The 14,771-nt window shown below is 74.6% G+C and carries 12 protein-coding genes; 4 read left to right on the forward strand and 8 right to left on the reverse strand.

The window, feature by feature from the left end; all coding sequences use genetic code 11:
• The first annotated feature begins 28 nt into the window (after window positions 1–28).
• A complete protein-coding gene (locus ACGFI1_RS05265) occupies window positions 29–1,111 on the forward strand; it encodes a DUF695 domain-containing protein (protein WP_138636599.1) in 1,083 nt (360 codons plus the stop codon).
• Between the two features lie 13 nt (window positions 1,112–1,124).
• On the opposite strand, the gene ACGFI1_RS05270 is transcribed toward ACGFI1_RS05265, so the two are convergent.
• Window positions 1,125–1,961: a DUF1206 domain-containing protein gene (locus ACGFI1_RS05270; RefSeq protein ID WP_392783069.1), complete on the reverse strand. Its 837-nt coding sequence runs from the start codon at window positions 1,959–1,961 to the stop codon at window positions 1,125–1,127.
• A 56-nt stretch (window positions 1,962–2,017) separates the two neighbouring features.
• Window positions 2,018–3,193: a cysteine desulfurase family protein gene (locus tag ACGFI1_RS05275; protein ID WP_392783238.1), complete on the reverse strand. Its 1,176-nt coding sequence runs from the start codon at window positions 3,191–3,193 to the stop codon at window positions 2,018–2,020.
• A gap of 132 nt (window positions 3,194–3,325) precedes the next feature.
• Between ACGFI1_RS05275 and ACGFI1_RS05280 the strand changes: the two genes are divergently transcribed.
• The 3 genes from ACGFI1_RS05280 (at window position 3,326) to ACGFI1_RS05290 (ending at window position 7,205) form a co-directional block, all read left to right on the forward strand.
• Complete coding sequence (locus ACGFI1_RS05280) at window positions 3,326–3,859, forward strand: TetR/AcrR family transcriptional regulator (protein ID WP_392737087.1); 534 nt, start codon at window positions 3,326–3,328, stop codon at window positions 3,857–3,859.
• Window positions 3,860–4,064: 205 nt separating this feature from the next.
• Complete coding sequence (locus tag ACGFI1_RS05285) at window positions 4,065–5,294, forward strand: MFS transporter (RefSeq protein ID WP_392783071.1); 1,230 nt, start codon at window positions 4,065–4,067, stop codon at window positions 5,292–5,294.
• A gap of 84 nt (window positions 5,295–5,378) precedes the next feature.
• Window positions 5,379–7,205: a serine/threonine-protein kinase gene (locus ACGFI1_RS05290; protein WP_392783074.1), complete on the forward strand. Its 1,827-nt coding sequence runs from the start codon at window positions 5,379–5,381 to the stop codon at window positions 7,203–7,205.
• Window positions 7,206–7,269: 64 nt separating this feature from the next.
• Here ACGFI1_RS05290 and ACGFI1_RS05295 read toward each other — a convergent pair whose 3' ends face one another.
• From ACGFI1_RS05295 to ACGFI1_RS05320, 6 genes are all read right to left on the reverse strand, one after another.
• Window positions 7,270–8,220 (reverse strand): electron transfer flavoprotein subunit alpha/FixB family protein, encoded by a 951-nt coding sequence (locus ACGFI1_RS05295; RefSeq protein ID WP_301175894.1) that lies wholly within the window; start codon window positions 8,218–8,220, stop codon window positions 7,270–7,272.
• A 24-nt stretch (window positions 8,221–8,244) separates the two neighbouring features.
• The gene (locus ACGFI1_RS05300; protein ID WP_301175893.1) at window positions 8,245–9,024 is read right to left on the reverse strand and encodes an electron transfer flavoprotein subunit beta/FixA family protein; all 780 of its coding nucleotides are present in this window, start codon (window positions 9,022–9,024) and stop codon (window positions 8,245–8,247) included.
• A 275-nt stretch (window positions 9,025–9,299) separates the two neighbouring features.
• On the reverse strand, window positions 9,300–10,604 hold the full coding sequence (locus ACGFI1_RS05305; protein WP_392783077.1) for a hypothetical protein: 1,305 nt from the start codon (window positions 10,602–10,604) through the stop codon (window positions 9,300–9,302).
• Between the two features lie 131 nt (window positions 10,605–10,735).
• Window positions 10,736–12,709, reverse strand: coding sequence for a serine/threonine-protein kinase (locus ACGFI1_RS05310; RefSeq protein ID WP_392783080.1), 1,974 nt, complete (start codon window positions 12,707–12,709; stop codon window positions 10,736–10,738).
• 51 nt (window positions 12,710–12,760) lie between these two features.
• Window positions 12,761–13,654, reverse strand: coding sequence for a serine/threonine-protein kinase (locus ACGFI1_RS05315; protein WP_392783083.1), 894 nt, complete (start codon window positions 13,652–13,654; stop codon window positions 12,761–12,763).
• Between the two features lie 77 nt (window positions 13,655–13,731).
• Window positions 13,732–14,682: an acyl-ACP desaturase gene (locus tag ACGFI1_RS05320; protein ID WP_138640168.1), complete on the reverse strand. Its 951-nt coding sequence runs from the start codon at window positions 14,680–14,682 to the stop codon at window positions 13,732–13,734.
• Between the last annotated feature and the right edge of the window lie 89 nt (window positions 14,683–14,771).

Genomic DNA, 14,771 nt, shown 5'->3' on the forward strand with positions numbered 1-14,771 from the left:
CGCATTTCCGCGTACGATTGGGGCCGCTATGGGAATCTTCCGCCGTCCGCGCGAGGCGTCCACCGTCGTACCGCCCGCGATCAGCGAGTTCTGGGAGTGGTGGGCGCAGGCCCGCCCCACCATCGAGGCGTCGCTGGCCGCCGGGCCCGAACCCGACGCGGCCGAGGCCGCCGTGCCCGGCGAGGGGCTGTCGGCCGAGACGATCGAGGAGCTGTCCCGCCGCGTCCACAAGATCCATCCGGGGCTGCAGTGGGAGATCGGCGGCGCCGACGACCGGAGTCCGTCGCTGACCGTGACCGGCGGCGGCGACCCCGAGCTGCGCGGCCTCACCGAGCGCTGGGCCCGCTCCGCGCCCTCCGGGGCCGCGGCCGGCGGCTGGAGCTTCCACCCGGCGCGCCAGGCCGACCCGGAGATGCTGTCGCAGGACCTCATCCTCGGCGACCACGAGTTCGACCTGGAGTACGTCCGGCTGGGCATGCGCGCCGACGCCGACCGCGCCCGCGTGCACATCACCGCCTACCACCCCGACTTCCTGTTCGTCGCCGAGGAGCAGCAGCTCCAGGTGGCGCTGAACGTCCTGTACTGGGCGCTCGGCGAGGACGACGTGGCCCGCTGGATCGGCGAGGTCGCGATCGCGACGGAGGCGCCGATCGACGCGCTGGTGCCGTCGATGCTGCCCGCCGTCGTCGAGCAGGTCGCCGAGCCGTTCGCCGAGCCCGCCTGGCTGACCGGCGAGGGCCGCACCCCGCGCGGGCACCCGGCCCGCCTCGGCGCCCGGTTCCCGCTGCACCGGCAGGACTACCCGCTCTGCGACCTGCACGTGGCGATCACCGTCCCGTACGCCAACAGCAACCCCGACCGGCTGCCGGTCGAGCCGTCGGCGGGCGCGCTGCGCTCGTTCGAGAAGAAGCTGGCGAAGCTCGGCGACCGGGCGGTCCTCGCCGTCCGGGAGACGGGCGACGGCCTGCGGGTCTTCCACCTGTACGCCGACCCCGACTCGGGCGTCATCTCCGAGCTCGACCAGCTCGCCGCGGGCTGGCCGGAGGGCAAGGCCAAGGTCGCCTCCACCGCCGACCCCGGCTGGAAGGCCCTCGCGCCCTACCAGCCGTGAGAAGCCGCGCGCCCTACCAGCCCCGGCGCGTGGCGTCGACCTTGCGCCAGCGGGCCTCGCAGAACGAGTAGAGGCCGAAGGTGAGGACGCCGGCGGCGACGGCCGCGAGGCCCCAGGCGCCGGCGGGGGTGTCGGCGAACTCGCGGAGCGTGCCGTCGAGGCCGCGGGCCTTGTCCGGCTGGAACGTGGCGGCCGCGTAGGCGAGGAACGCGCCGGCGGCGAGGCCGACCAGGCCGCGGGCGGCGTTCCCGACGATGCCGAGGGGCTGGACGGACCGCCGCGCCGCCCTGCCCATCTTGGCGGTCTCCAACTCGTCCAGGAAGCCGCGGCGGACGGCGCCGACGACCACGATCACGCCCCAGACCACGAACCCGGCGGCGATCGCCAGGACGAGCCAGCGGCCGCCGGGCTCGCCCATCAGCCGCGCCGTGATGGTCTGGGACTGCCGGTCGCTCGACGTGCCGTGGTGGCCGAACAGGAACGCCAGGGTTCCCGCGCAGCCCGCCGTGTACATGACGGCGCGCCCCGCCGAGCCCAGCCGCTTGGTGGGCTTGTCACCGTCCTCTACGGGACGCCCGTACAGGACCTCGGCGAGCTGCCAGAGGGCGAGCGCGGCGAAACCGGCCGCCATCAGCCCGAGGACGACCGGGCCGCCCGGCTTCTCGGCGACCGCCTCCAGCGCGCCCTTGCGGTCGGCCTCCTTCCCGCCGCCGCCGAACGCCACCTGGAGGGCGAGCCAGCCGATGAGGAGGTAGAGGAGTCCGCGGGCGGCGAGACCCGCCCGGGACAGGTGGTGGAACCAGGGGTGTCCCGCCGCCTGCTTGATGCCGTCGCTCACGTCCGTCGTCACGGGCAACGCCGTCCCCGTTCAAGAGAAGGTCAAACCCGGGGCGGACCGGCCGGCGGTCAGCTGAGGCCGGCGCGGCGCGCGCGTTCCACCACCGGGCCGATGGCGTCGGCGAGGGCCTTCACGTCCGCCTCGGTGGAGGTGTGGCCGAGCGTGAAGCGCAGCGAACCGCGGGCGCGCTCGGTGCTCGCGTCCATCGCGAGCAGGACATGGCTGGGCTGGGAGACGCCGGCCGAGCACGCCGACCCGGTGGAGCAGGCGATGCCGCGCGCGTCCAGCAGCATGAGCAGGGCGTCGCCCTCGCAGCCGGGGAAGGAGAAGTGGGCGTTGCCGGGGAGGCGGTCGACGGGGTCGCCGTTCAGGACGGCGTCCGGCACGGCGGCGCGGACGGCGTCGATCAGCCGGTCGCGCAGCTCGGTGAGCCGGCGCGCCTCGGCCTCCCGGCGGGCGACGGTGGCCTGGACGGCGGCGGCGAACCCGGCGATGGCCGGGGTGTCGAGCGTCCCGGACCGGACGTCGCGCTCCTGGCCGCCGCCGTGCAGCAGGGGCACCGGGTCCAGGAAGACGGGTTCTTTGGGCTTGGCGAGCAGCAGCGCGCCGACGCCGATCGGGCCGCCGAGCTTGTGGCCGGTAATGGTCAGGGCCTGCGCACCGCTCACCGCGAAGCCGACGGGCAGCTGCCCGGCGGCCTGGACGGCGTCGGTGTGCAGGGGGACGCCGCGTTCGCGGGCGGCGGCGGCGAGCTCGGCGACCGGCTGGACCGTCCCGACCTCGTTGTTGGCCCACATCACGGTGGTGAGCGCCACGTCGTCGCCGGAGCCGAGCGCGTCGCGGAGCGTCTCGGGGCGGACGCGGCCCAGCCCGTCCACCGGGAGCCACTCGACCTTCGCGCCCTCGTGGTCGGCGAGCCACTGCACCGCGTCCATGACGGCGTGGTGCTCCACGGCGCCCGCCAGCACGCGGGTGCGGGCGGGGTCGGCGGCGCGGCGGGCCCAGAACACGCCTTTGACCGCGAGGTTGTCGGCCTCGGTGCCGCCCGAGGTGAACACGACCTCGCTGGGCCGGGCGTCGAACGCCTCGGCGATGATCTCGCGGGACTCCTCGACGACGCGGCGGGCGCGCCGTCCCACCGCGTGCAGGGAGGACGGGTTCCCCAGCTCGCGCAACTCCGCCGTCATCGCCTCGACGGCCTCGGGCAGCATCGGGGTCGTCGCCGCATGGTCGAGGTAGGTCACCACGCGGTCAACATTATCCGCGCCGGTCCTGTTCCCCGCCGTCGCCCGTGCCGTTGCGCGCGGGGGCGGGAATAGCCGCCGGGGAGGGCCGGTTCACCGTCTGTACCGTCCAGCCGGTACAGTAGGAGGATCATGACGAAAGACGCCCTTCTGGACGCCGCCGAGGCCGTGCTCTCCGAGCAGGGCACGCAGGCGCTGACGCTCATCGCGGTCGCCGACCGCGCCGGCGTCAGCAAGGGAGGGCTGCTCTACCACTTCCCCACCAAGGAGGCGCTCGTCCGGGCCATGGTGGCGCGGGTCATCGAGGAGTTCGACGACCTGATCGCCGCCTACGTCGACGCGTACGGGGACGGCGTGCCGAGCGCCTACACCCGCGCCTACGTCGAGGCCACGTTCGAGATCCTCACCGGGGAGGCCCGCGCCTACCGGCGCTGGTCGGCCATCACGGCCGCCGCGGCGGACCCGGAGCAGGGCGAGCCGCTGAACGCGGCGATGCGCCGCTGGCACGGCCGCGACCCCGCCGAGGACCCGGACCCGGGCGCCGCGACGGTCGTCCGGCTCGCGGCCGAGGGCCTCTGGGAAGTGGTGAGCCATGATCCCGAGCTGTACGACGCCGCGCAGCTCGAAGCACTGAAACGGCGGCTGCTGGACCTTCTGGAGCGATGACGGGGGCACCGGCCCCCTGACTCCCGTCCCGCCCGCCCCACCCCACCCCGAACCACCGCGAGCGGCCCTGCACGGCACTGCCGTGCGGGGACGCCCGTGTGACACCGGGCCGCCTCGCGGTCCGGAGTTCCGTCGTGACGACGCCGCGCGAGCGGCGCCGCAACCGGGGGCCGCCCGCCCCGCCGAGCCGAGAAAGAGGTGAACCATGCTGTTCCGTGCCCGCACCGGATCGTTCCTGACCTTCGCGCTGGCCGGCCTGCTGACCGGAGTGTGGGTGGCGCGCATGCCCGCGCTGGCCGCCAAGTTCGGGACGACCGAGGGCGAGATCGGCATCGTCGTCCTCGTCTGGGGGCTCGGCGCCATCGCGGCCATGCAGGCGCTGCGCGGCGTCATGGCGCGCGCGGGCAGCCGGACGGTGCTCCGCGTGGCGCTGCCGCTGACCGCGCTGTCCTATGTGGCGGTCGCGCTCGCACCTACCTACGGGGTGCTGCTCGCGGCGGTCGCGCTGTTCGGCATGACGTTCGGGATCACCGACATCGCGATGAACGCGCAGGGCAGCGTCGTCGAGCGGGCGTACCGCCGGTCCATCATGAGCGGCATGCACGCCGGATGGTGCGTGGGCGCGATGAGCGGCGGGGTGTTCGGCGTCGCGACCGCCGCCGCCGGGCTCGGCTTCACCACGACCGTGCTGACCGCCGCGCTGGTGGCGCTGCCCGCGAGCCTCGCGCTCGGCCGCACCTACCTGCCGGATCCGCCGTCGCCGGCCGAGGCCGGGGCGGGCCGCAAGGCGCGCCGTCTGCCCCCGGCCGTCTACCTGATCGGGGTCCTCGGGTTCATCGCGTTCATGACCGAGGGGTCGATCGCCGACTGGAGCGGTCTGCTCCTGCACGAGGAGCTCGGCGCCACGGAGGCCGTCGCGGCCGTCGGGTACCCGGTGTTCGAGCTGGCGATGCTGCTGGGCCGGCTCGTCGGCGACCGCGTCCGGATGCGCGTCGGCACCCGCCGGCTGCTGACCGGCGCGGGCCTCGGCACCGCCGTCGGCATGACCGTCGTCGTGCTGGCGCCGACCCCGGCCGTCGCGATCGCCGGGTTCTTCGTGACCGGGCTGGTCGTCTGCACGGTCGTCCCCACGACGATCTCGCTGGCGGGGACCGCGGCGCCGGACCGTCCCGCCGCGGCCGTCGCCCAGGTCGGCGCGATGGGCTACGGCGGGCTGCTGCTCGGCCCGGTCGTGGTCGGCTTCCTCTCGGACGCCACCTCGCTGCGCGTCGGCGTCGGCACGGTCGTCGTCCTCGCGCTGCTCATCGCCGCCGGAGCGCGCTTCGTGCCGCTCCGCTCCGGCATCGACGTGACGGCCGCCGCCGTGCCCGAGCAGGCCGCCAAGACCGGCCCCACCGACCCCAGCGACACCCGGCCCGAACCCGTCGCCGCCTGACCCCCGGCGGCCGGGCTCGCAATCCGATATAACCCAATGCGGAATCATTGCGGGGAGAATCCCCGCGGGTGATGGGGGCGGTCCATGGCGGGATGGCGGGTTCCGGGGTACAGCGAGCTGCGCGTGCTCGGCGAGGGCGCGCAAGGGCGGGTCGTCCTGGCGCGGCACGACGCGACGGGACGCCCCGCGGCGATCAAGTACCTCGGGGAGTCGCTCGCCGGGGACGCGGAGTTCCGGGAGCGGTTCCGCGGCGAGGCCGAGCTGCTGAGCCGGCTCCGGAACCCGTACGTCGCGCAGCTGTTCGGGCTGGTCGAGCGGCCGGACGGCGCCGCCATCGTCATGGAGGCGGTGGACGGGGCGTCCCTCAAGGCGGTGCTCGCGGAGCGGGGCCCGCTGCGGCCGGAGGCGGCCCTGGCGGTGCTGAAGGGCTCGCTGCTGGGCCTCGCCGCCGCGCACGACCTCGGGATCGTCCACCGCGACTACAAGCCCGCGAACGTGATCGTGCGCGGCGACGGGCTCAGCAAGCTGATCGACTTCGGCATCGCGGTGGACGCGGGCGCGGCCGGCCGGTCCGGCACGCCCGTCTACATGGCGCCCGAGCAGTGGCGGGACGAGCCCGCCTCCCCCGCGACCGACGTGTACGCGGCGGCGTGCGTCTTCTTCGAGTGCGTGACGGGGCGGCGGCCCTACACCGCCGAGGACCACGTCGGGCTGATGGGCCGCCACCTCACCGCCCCGGTCCCGGTGGAGGACGTCCCCGAGCCGCTCCGCCCGCTGATCGAGCGCGGCCTGGCCAAGAACCCGTGGGACCGCCCGATGGGGGCGGCGGCGTTCGTCGCCGAGCTGGAGGCGGTCGCGGCCAGCGCGTACGGGGCCGGCTGGGAGGGGCACGGCGTCCGGGCGCTCGCGGGCACCGCCGCCGCGCTGTCGGTGCTCTTCCCGCTCACCGCGCTCGGGCTCGGTTCGGGCGGCGCGGCCGGAGCCGGCGCGAGCGCGGCCGGTGCGGCCGGTGCGGCCGGCGGGGCCGCAGCGGGCGGTGCCGGAGCGGGAAGCGCGGCGGGCGCCGGGGCCGGCGGTGCCGGAGCGGCGGGCCAGGGGGTGCTCGGCGCGCTCGGGGCGAAGGGCGCGGCGGCCGTCGCGGGCGGGGCCGCCGCCGTGGCGGTGGGCGGCGGCGCGGCCGTCTACGTGGCCACGGCCGACGAGGCGCCGAAGCCGATCGCGACGCGCCTGGCCGCGCTCAGCGAACCGCCGCGGAACATCGGGAACGGGGCAACGCTCCAGGTGCAGGGCCAGGTCGTGCGGGTCACGGGCGGCGAGCCCGCGGTCACGCGCAAGGTCAACGCGGCGCTGCGGGCACCGCTCGAACAGCGCTGGACGAAGACCGTCAGCGGCCTGAAGGACATCGGCCGCGGCGCCTACACCGATGTCGTGAAGCCGCAGATCCTGCTGCGCAACGACCGGCTGCTGTCGGTCTGGTACACCGTCACCCTCCAGGGCGACCGCGGGACGGGCTGGGACCAGTCCCAGGCGGCCACCGTCGATCTCAAGACGGGCGCCTCCTACACGGCGCCCGGCCTGTTCCGCGTCCCGACCGAGCAGGGCCTCAAGCCGCTGGACGACAAGATCAAGGCGCATCTGCCCGACGGCGTGTACTGCTGGAGCGGCCAGAGCACCCCGGGCGGCACGGTGGTCCCGCGCGGCACCGACAATCCGTCCAAGTTCGTCGGCGACGGCTCCGTGACCATGGCCCTCACGCCGAAGGGCGTCCGCGTGGCGTTCTACGGGGCGATCCTGGGCTACGCGTCGGCGTGCGGGCTGCAGGACACGGTCGTCCCGTACGGCGAGGTGAGCGAGATGCTCAAGCCCGCGCTGCTGAAGGCCGTCCCGTACCCGTCGCCCGCCCGATCCTGAAACGCCCGCTCCTGAAACGCCGGAGGCCCCGGCGGCGGGTGCCGCCGGGGCCTTCGCGCGAGGATCACTTGCGCTTGGTGATCTCCTCGGTGAGCTGCGGCGCGACCTGGAAGAGGTCGCCCACGATGCCGTAGTCGACGAGCTCGAAGATCGGCGCCTCGGGGTCCTTGTTGATGGCGACGATGGTCTTCGAGGTCTGCATGCCGGCCCGGTGCTGGATGGCGCCGGAGATGCCGACCGCGATGTAGAGCTGCGGCGACACGGTCTTGCCGGTCTGGCCGACCTGGAACGAGTGCGGGTACCAGCCGGCGTCCGTCGCGGCGCGGGACGCGCCGACGGCGCCGCCGAGCGAGTCGGCCAGCCCTTCGATGATCTTGAAGTTCTCGGCGCCGCCGACGCCGCGGCCGCCGGAGACGACGATCGCGGCCTCGGTCAGGTCCGGGCGCTCGCCCTTCTCCTGGACGACCTTCTCCACGATCTTCGCGCCCTTGTCGGCGTCCGACAGCGTGACCGACACCTGCTCCTCGGCCGGGGTGGCCGGGGCCGCCTCGGGGGCGACGGAGTTCGGCCGCACGGCGATGATCGGCGTGCCGGTCTTCACCTTGGCGTGCGCGATGATGCCGCCGCCGAAGATGGAGTGCTCGGCGACGAAGCCGTCGGTGACGTCCACGACGTCGGTGAGCACGCCGGAGCCGGTCTTGACCGCGAGGCGGCCCGCGACCTCCTTGCCCTCGCCGGTCGCGGCGACCAGCACGGCGGCGGGCGACTTGTCGGCCACGAGCTGGGCGAGCAGCGCGGCCTTCGGGGCGACGACGTAGGAGGTCAGCTCCTCGTCGGCGGCCACGTAGACCTTGCCGGCGCCGTACTCGCCGAGCTTGTCCTTGGCGTTCTCATAGCCCGGGCCGACCCATACCGCGGCGGCCTCGCCGAGCCGGTTCGCCAGCGTCAGCAGTTCGAGCGCGACCTTCTTGACCTCACCGTCGACATGGTCGACGAGGACGAGAATCTCAGCCATTGGTCTCTAAATCCCCTTCCCCGGTCAGACGAACTTCTTCGACGCGAGGAACTCGGCGATCTTCACGCCGCCGTCGCCCTCGTCGGTGACGATCTCGCCCTTGGCGCGCGGCGGCGCCTCGGCGAAGTCGACCACCTCGGTCGCGGCGTTCGCCAGGCCCACCTGGGCCGCGTCGATGCCGGCGTCGCCCAGGCCGAGCGTCTCGACCGGCTTCTTCTTGGCCGCCATGATCCCCTTGAAGGAGGGGTAGCGCGGCTCGTTGATCTTCTCGACGACGCTGACGACCGCGGGCAGGCTCGCCTCGACCCGGTCGAAGCCGTAGTCGGTCTGCCGCTGCGCCTTGATCGACGTCCCGTCGATCTCGACCTTGTTGGCGAGCGAGACCTGCGCGACGCCGAGCCGCTCGGCGAGCATCGCGGCGAGGACGCCGGTGCGCGCGTCGGTGGACTCCGAGCCGAGGATCACCAGGTCGAACCCGGTGCGGCCGAGGGCCTGCTGGAGGGCGTACGAGGTCTGCAGCGCGTCGGAGCCGGCGAGGCCGTCGTCCACGAGGTGCACGGCCTTGTCCGCGCCCATGGCCAGGGACTTGCGGATCGAGTCGGTGGCCTTGTCGGGACCCATGGTCAGGACGGTCACCTCGCCGCCGTGGGCCTCCTTGATGCGCAGCGCCTCTTCGATCGCGTACTCATCGAGTTCGTTGATGACCCCGTCCGCCGCCGCGCGGTCGAGCGTGCTGTCATCGGACTTCAGCTTGCGCGGGCTCTCCGTATCGGGAACCTGCTTCACCAGGACGACGATGTTCATGGCCGGTGGCCGACCTCCCTGCACTCAGTTGGCCGCTGGGTGAGCGGCAGAGGGGCGCCGCCCATGACGGGTCGACGCGGACGTGCGCTTTCGAAGTCACAGCCTGCCAAATACCCGAACCTGCTTCGGAGCCGGGTCCCTGATTCGGCCGTGCACCCGCCATGTTACTAGCGAGTAGCCTGCTGGCAAATCCCAGTTCGTGAGACCTTACCCACGCGAACGGGGGTTTCAGGGGCCGAATCCCATTCCGAACCGGACGTGACGCACTTCACGTCTCACCACCGGTTGACGGCGTGCTGCAGGCGGTCCAGCGCGCTCTCCAGCGACTGCTGCGCCCCGTACAGCGGAGCGAAGCTCGGTGTCAGCGTCAGCGCCGCGACCCCCGCGACCAGGGCGAGGGCGCCGAGGCCCAGCACGGCGCCGGCGATGGTCCGGGGCCGCCGCGCGACGGGCAGGAACATCCGCTCCAGCTGCCGGCGCGGCCCCTGCACGCCGGGCGCCGTCCACAGCACCGCCGCCCCCGCGCCGGCGCCGAACGCGCCGGCCGTGAGCGAATCGATCTTCCCGCCGAACGCCGCCGCCGCGACCAGCACGACCGGGACCGCGACCGCGACCGCCGCCGCGTACGGGACGGTCAGCAGCGTCCGCCCGAAGGCGCCCGCCCAGCCCTTCGCCCACGTCCCCACCGGCGTGCCCGCGAGCCGCAGCAGCGTCACGGCGGCGAGCGACGCCGCCAGCCCCGCGACCGGCACCACGACCACGACGGCGACCGCGATCACCACGGCCATGGCGGTGAGCAGCCGCGCCCAGCCCAGCGCCACCTTCAGCTCGTGCGCCCGCGCGGGCTCCCGCCGCGCCGCCTCGGGCACCCGCGCGGGCGCGGGCGGCAGCGGCGCCTCGTCGGGCGCCGGACGGGCCGCCGGGACGGCCGGCAGGTCCAGCCGGGAGGCCGCCTCCGCCAGCTCCTCCGCCGCCGGGCGCATCCCCGGATCGGGGTGCGCGGCGGCCTCGACCAGCGGACGCAGGGCGGCCGGCAGCGCACCGGCCGGGGCGTCGCGCCGCCCGGTGGCGGCGAACGCCACCGTCGCCGCCCACGCGCGGACATCGCCCGCGGGGTCGGTGGCGGAGGTCAGCGCGAAGTCGACGACGACCGGCGCGTCGTCCACGACGAGCACGGTCCCCGGCTCCAGCGCGCCGTGCACGAGGCCCGTCCCGTGGATGGCGGCGAGGGCCTTGGCCAGCCCGGCGGCCAGGCGGCACAGCGCGTCCCCCGACATGGGACCGCGCTCGGCGACCGCCTCCGCGAGCGGCCGCCCCGGGACGAACCGGGACACGACATAGGGGCGCGGCCCGGCGGGCTCGCCGTCCAGGACGTCCACCACGTAGGGGCTGAGCACCTCGCGCATCCGCCCGATGTCGACGGCGGCGCCGGGCGGGAGCAGCCGGATCGCGACGTCGCGGCCGTCCGGCCCCGCCGCGCGGTGCACGGCCCCGGCGGCTCCTTGCGATGCCTCGCCGCCCGTCCCGGACAGCAGCCGGTACGGGCCGATGTGCTCCAGTCGCCTCGTCTCACCGCTCATAAGGGTCGCCACCATACCGACCCGTCAAGGTCTGTCGAGGTCTGTTGATGTCTGTTGAGGTCCGTCGAGATCTGTTGAGGACCGTCGAGGTCTGTTGAGGTCCCCGGGAGCCCGCCGGGGCGGGCCGCAGGTCACAGGCCGGGGATGTTGGACACGAGGTCGCGGACGTCGGCCCGCAGGCCCTCCAGGCTCTGGCCCATGCCGTCCAGCGGCGTGGTGTCGGGCGGCTGCCGCTGCGACAGCCCGGCCAGCACCCCCGCGAAGATCCCGAGGACGAGCGCGCCCGCGAGGGCGGCCTCGGCGCGCGGCAGGAGCGCGCCCCAGATCCGGGCGAGCTGCCGCCGGGGCGCGCCGCTGCCCGGCGCGAGGCAGAGCAGCCCGATCACCGCCATGGACGAGTACGCGATGGCCTTCGACGCCGTCATGTCCGACTGCGCGAAGATCAGCACGCCGAGCATGACGAGCCCGGCCAGCAGGCTGAGCGACGTCCACAGCACCGTGGACATCAGGGCGCCCGGCAGGTGCAGCGGCGTCCGGAACGCGGCGGCGACGGCGTCGCCCGAGCGCGGCCCGCGCCTGGTCTGCCGGCCCTCCATGCCCTTGGCGGCCTTGTCGGCCGCCCGCAGCACGAACACGCCGCCGATGGTGACGCCGAGGGCGAGCAGCGGCGCGATGTTGGCGAACGCGAGCAGCGCCACCAGGACGATGAAGCTGAGCACCCGGTACCAGCCGTAGGGCTTGCGGCGGTCGCGGTCGGCGCGCTCGGCGCGCTCGCGGTCGGCGCGGGCCTGGTCGGCGACGCGGCGCTGCGCGTCCTGCGTCTGCGCGTCGTACGGGCCGCCGCGCTGCAGCGCGCCCGGCGGCTGGTTCGGCGGCGGCTGGTGGGGCTGGTTGGGCGGCGGCGCGTACGGCGGGTACGCGCCGCTCTGGCCGTACGGGTCGGGCGGGGCGTAGCCGCGCCCGCCGAACTGCTCGCCCGCCTTGAACTGGGCGGGCGGCGGGCCCGGCGGCGGTGGCGGCGGCGCGGCGGGCGGCAGCTGGCCGACGAAGTCGCGCGGCTGCGCCGGGACGGGCGCCGGCGCGGGCGCGGGCAGCGCGTTCCCGCCCGGGGTCGTCGCGGGCGGCGGCGGGGCCGGGACGTCCTGGGAGGTGTCCGGCGGCGACCCCGTCACCGGCATCGAGAACATCCGGGAGTGGTCGGGCGCCGGCTCGTCCACGGACGTGCCGTCCGCCGGCGCGACCGGCGGCACGGCCGGAGCCGGGTAGTGCCGGTCGACGCGGGTCTGGTCGGTGATGGTGGCTTCGAGGTGGACCCGCCGGGTGAGCTGCACCAGCTTCACGGCGGTGGGGCGCTCGGCCGGGTGCCGCGCCATCGCCGACCGCAGCACCGGGAGCAGCGCGTCCGGCACGCCGTCCAGGTCGGGCGTGCCCTGCATGATCTTGTAGAAGATCGACTCGAAGGTGCCGGAGCCGAAGGGGGGCCGGCCGGTGGCGGCGTAGGCCACGGTCCCGGCCCAGGCGTGCACGTCCGACGGCGGGCCCGCGTCCTCGCCCTCGATGATCTCCGGGGCGAGGTAGCCGGGGGTGCCGATGACCATGCCGGTCGCGGTGAGCCGGGTCGCGTCGGCGGCCTGCGCGATGCCGAAGTCGATGACGACGGGCTCGCCGTCCACGAGCATCACGTTGCCGGGCTTCATGTCGCGGTGCACGATCCCGGCGCCGTGGATCGCCGACAGCGCCGCCGCCAGCCCGACGCCGAGCCGCTGCAGCCCCGGCCCGTAGATCGGCCCGGCGTCCTCGACGACCTCTTCGAGCGTCCGGCCGGGGACGTACTGGGTCACGATGTAGGGCTGGTCGGCGGTCACGTCGGCGTCGAGGATCTCCGCGACGTGCGGGCTGTGCACCCTGCGCATCGAGTCGACCTCGCGGGCCAGCCGGCGGCGCGCCGTGGCGTCGCCCGCGACCGCGGGCCGCAGCACCTTGATGGCCACGTTGCGCCCCTCGGCGTCGGCGCCGAGGTAGACGACGCCCATGCCCCCTTCCCCGAGGGTCTGCAGGACGCTGTAGTGGCCGATTCGGTCCCCGGACGTGACGGCTCCCTTCATCGTTTCCGAAACCCTACCCTCGACGCCGCGGACGGGCGGCTTCCGACGACGTCACGCGGCCACCCCGTCACGGGCGGTCACCGGCCCGCCCCGCCGGGAGCGGTGCCCGGCGGGCCCCCTGTCGGGGCTCCCGGCGGGCTCTCTGCCGGACTTTCCGGCGGGTTCCCCCGCGAGCGCGCCCGCGAACCAGCGCGCGGACGGGCGCCGGGACGGGTCGCGCCGCAGCGCCGCCCGCAGCAGCCCGGCCACCGGGGCGGGGACGCCGTCCAGGTCGGCCTGGCCGCGCAGGATCCGGAAGCACACCCCGTGCAGCGAGCCGCGCCCGAACGGCGGGCGGCCCGTCGCCGCGTACGCGACGGTCGCCGCCCAGGAGAACACGTCCGACGCGGTGGTGGCGCGCTCCCCCTCGATCAGCTCCGGGGCCAGGTAGGCGGGCGTCCCCACGACCATCCCGCGCTTGGTGAGCTGCTCGGCGCCGGCCTCGTGCGCGATCCCGAAGTCGATCAGCGTGGGCCGGTCGCCCAGCACGATGACGTTGCCCGGCGACACGTCGCGGTGCAGCACGCCCGCGTCGTGGACGTCGCCGAGCGCGAGCGCCAGCCGGCGCGCGAACCGGGCGAGCCGGTCGCCGCGCAGCGGCCCGTACGCCGCGATCAGGTCGTTCAGCGGGCAGCCCGGCACGTACTCCATGACCACGTGCGGCCGCTCCGCGGTGATCGCCCCGTCCAGCAGGCGGGCGGCGTGGGCGCTGCGCACCCGTGCCTGCGCCCGCATCTCCCGTGCCAGCCGGTCGATCGCCTCTTGTACCCCCGTCAGTTCGGGTATCAGCTCCTTGACCGCGACCTCGCGGCCCTCGGAGTCCATGGCGAGGTACACCACGGCCGTGCTCCCCCGGCCGATCTCGCCCAGCAACCGATACCCGCCCAGTCGCCGATGCGTCCCCATGCATGCTTTGACGCCGGGAACGGGGGCCGCGTTCCCGCGGGACCCGGTCGGAACCCGATCGGAACCGGGGGCGGGGCTCAGCCCTTGCGGGCGGCCTGGCGGGCGCGGCGCTCCTCGCGGCGGGTCTCGAACTTGACGGCGGCGGCGTCGAGCTGCTCCAGGAACTCGCCCAGCTCCTCGCGGGCCTTCTCGCCGTCGCCGGACAGGTCGGTGCGGTCGAACACGCCCCACTTGCGCAGCACGGGGACGAGCACGTCGTCGTGGTGCAGCCGCAGGTCGTAGATGCCGGCGTTGGCGATGATCACGGACTTGCGGAGGAAGCCGTCGATGCTGTGGCCGGGCATCTGGAAGCCCTTCACCACGTCGGTGATCGCCCGCATCGTCTCGTTCGGGGCGGCCTCCAGCGCGGCGGCCATCAGGTTCCGGTAGAAGATCATGTGGAGGTTCTCGTCCGCGGCGATACGGGCCATCATCTGCTCGCAGATGGGGTCGCCGGACGCCTTGCCGGTGTTGCGGTGCGACACGCGGGTGGCCAGCTCCTGGAACGACACGTACGCCGAGCCGTGCAGGAACGAGTCGCCGTGGTCGGCCTCGTAGCCGGCCTCCATGTGGTGCATGCGGGCGCGCTCCAGCGCGACCGGGTCGACCGCGCGAGTCACGGTGAGGTAGTCGCGCAGGACGATGCCGTGCCGGTTCTCCTCGGCCGTCCAGCGGTTGACCCAGGTGCCCCAGGCGCCCTCGCGGCCGTAGACGGTGGCGATGGCGCGGTGGTAGCCGGGGAGGTTGTCCTCGGTGAGCAGGTTGACGATGAGCGACTCGCGCGCCTCGACGCTCAGCTTCGACTGCTCCAGCGACCAGGGCTCGCCGTCCAGCGGCCCGTCGTAGTCGCGGCCCTGGCCCCACGGGACGTACTGGTGCGGGAACCATTCCTTGGCCATCGAGAGGTGCCGGTTCAGTTCCTTCTCGACCACCGGCTCGAGGTCGTGCAGGATGCCGGTCTGGAACTTCTCTGCGGGGGTCACGGACATGCGGTTCCTTCGCTGGGACGAGGTGGACTTGCCGGACGCGTGCCGCGTCCGCGGCTCGATCGGTGCGCCCAGCAGGCCGTACACAACCT

Source organism: Actinomadura geliboluensis (genome assembly GCF_043197915.1).
Taxonomy (GTDB): domain Bacteria; phylum Actinomycetota; class Actinomycetes; order Streptosporangiales; family Streptosporangiaceae; genus Spirillospora; species Spirillospora geliboluensis.

Bases quoted from the DNA above. Each gene is read 5' to 3' on its own strand.
- ACGFI1_RS05265 (WP_138636599.1), top strand. From the start codon at position 29: ATGGGAATCTTCCGCCGTCCGCGCGAGGCGTCCACCGTCGTACCGCCC.
- ACGFI1_RS05280 (WP_392737087.1), top strand. From the start codon at position 3,326: ATGACGAAAGACGCCCTTCTGGACGCCGCCGAGGCCGTGCTCTCCGAG.
- ACGFI1_RS05285 (WP_392783071.1), top strand. From the start codon at position 4,065: ATGCTGTTCCGTGCCCGCACCGGATCGTTCCTGACCTTCGCGCTGGCC.
- ACGFI1_RS05290 (WP_392783074.1), top strand. From the start codon at position 5,379: ATGGCGGGATGGCGGGTTCCGGGGTACAGCGAGCTGCGCGTGCTCGGC.
- ACGFI1_RS05295 (WP_301175894.1), bottom strand. From the start codon at position 8,220: ATGGCTGAGATTCTCGTCCTCGTCGACCATGTCGACGGTGAGGTCAAG.
- ACGFI1_RS05300 (WP_301175893.1), bottom strand. From the start codon at position 9,024: ATGAACATCGTCGTCCTGGTGAAGCAGGTTCCCGATACGGAGAGCCCG.
- ACGFI1_RS05305 (WP_392783077.1), bottom strand. From the start codon at position 10,604: ATGAGCGGTGAGACGAGGCGACTGGAGCACATCGGCCCGTACCGGCTG.
- ACGFI1_RS05310 (WP_392783080.1), bottom strand. From the start codon at position 12,709: ATGAAGGGAGCCGTCACGTCCGGGGACCGAATCGGCCACTACAGCGTC.
- ACGFI1_RS05315 (WP_392783083.1), bottom strand. From the start codon at position 13,654: ATGGGGACGCATCGGCGACTGGGCGGGTATCGGTTGCTGGGCGAGATC.
- ACGFI1_RS05320 (WP_138640168.1), bottom strand. From the start codon at position 14,682: ATGTCCGTGACCCCCGCAGAGAAGTTCCAGACCGGCATCCTGCACGAC.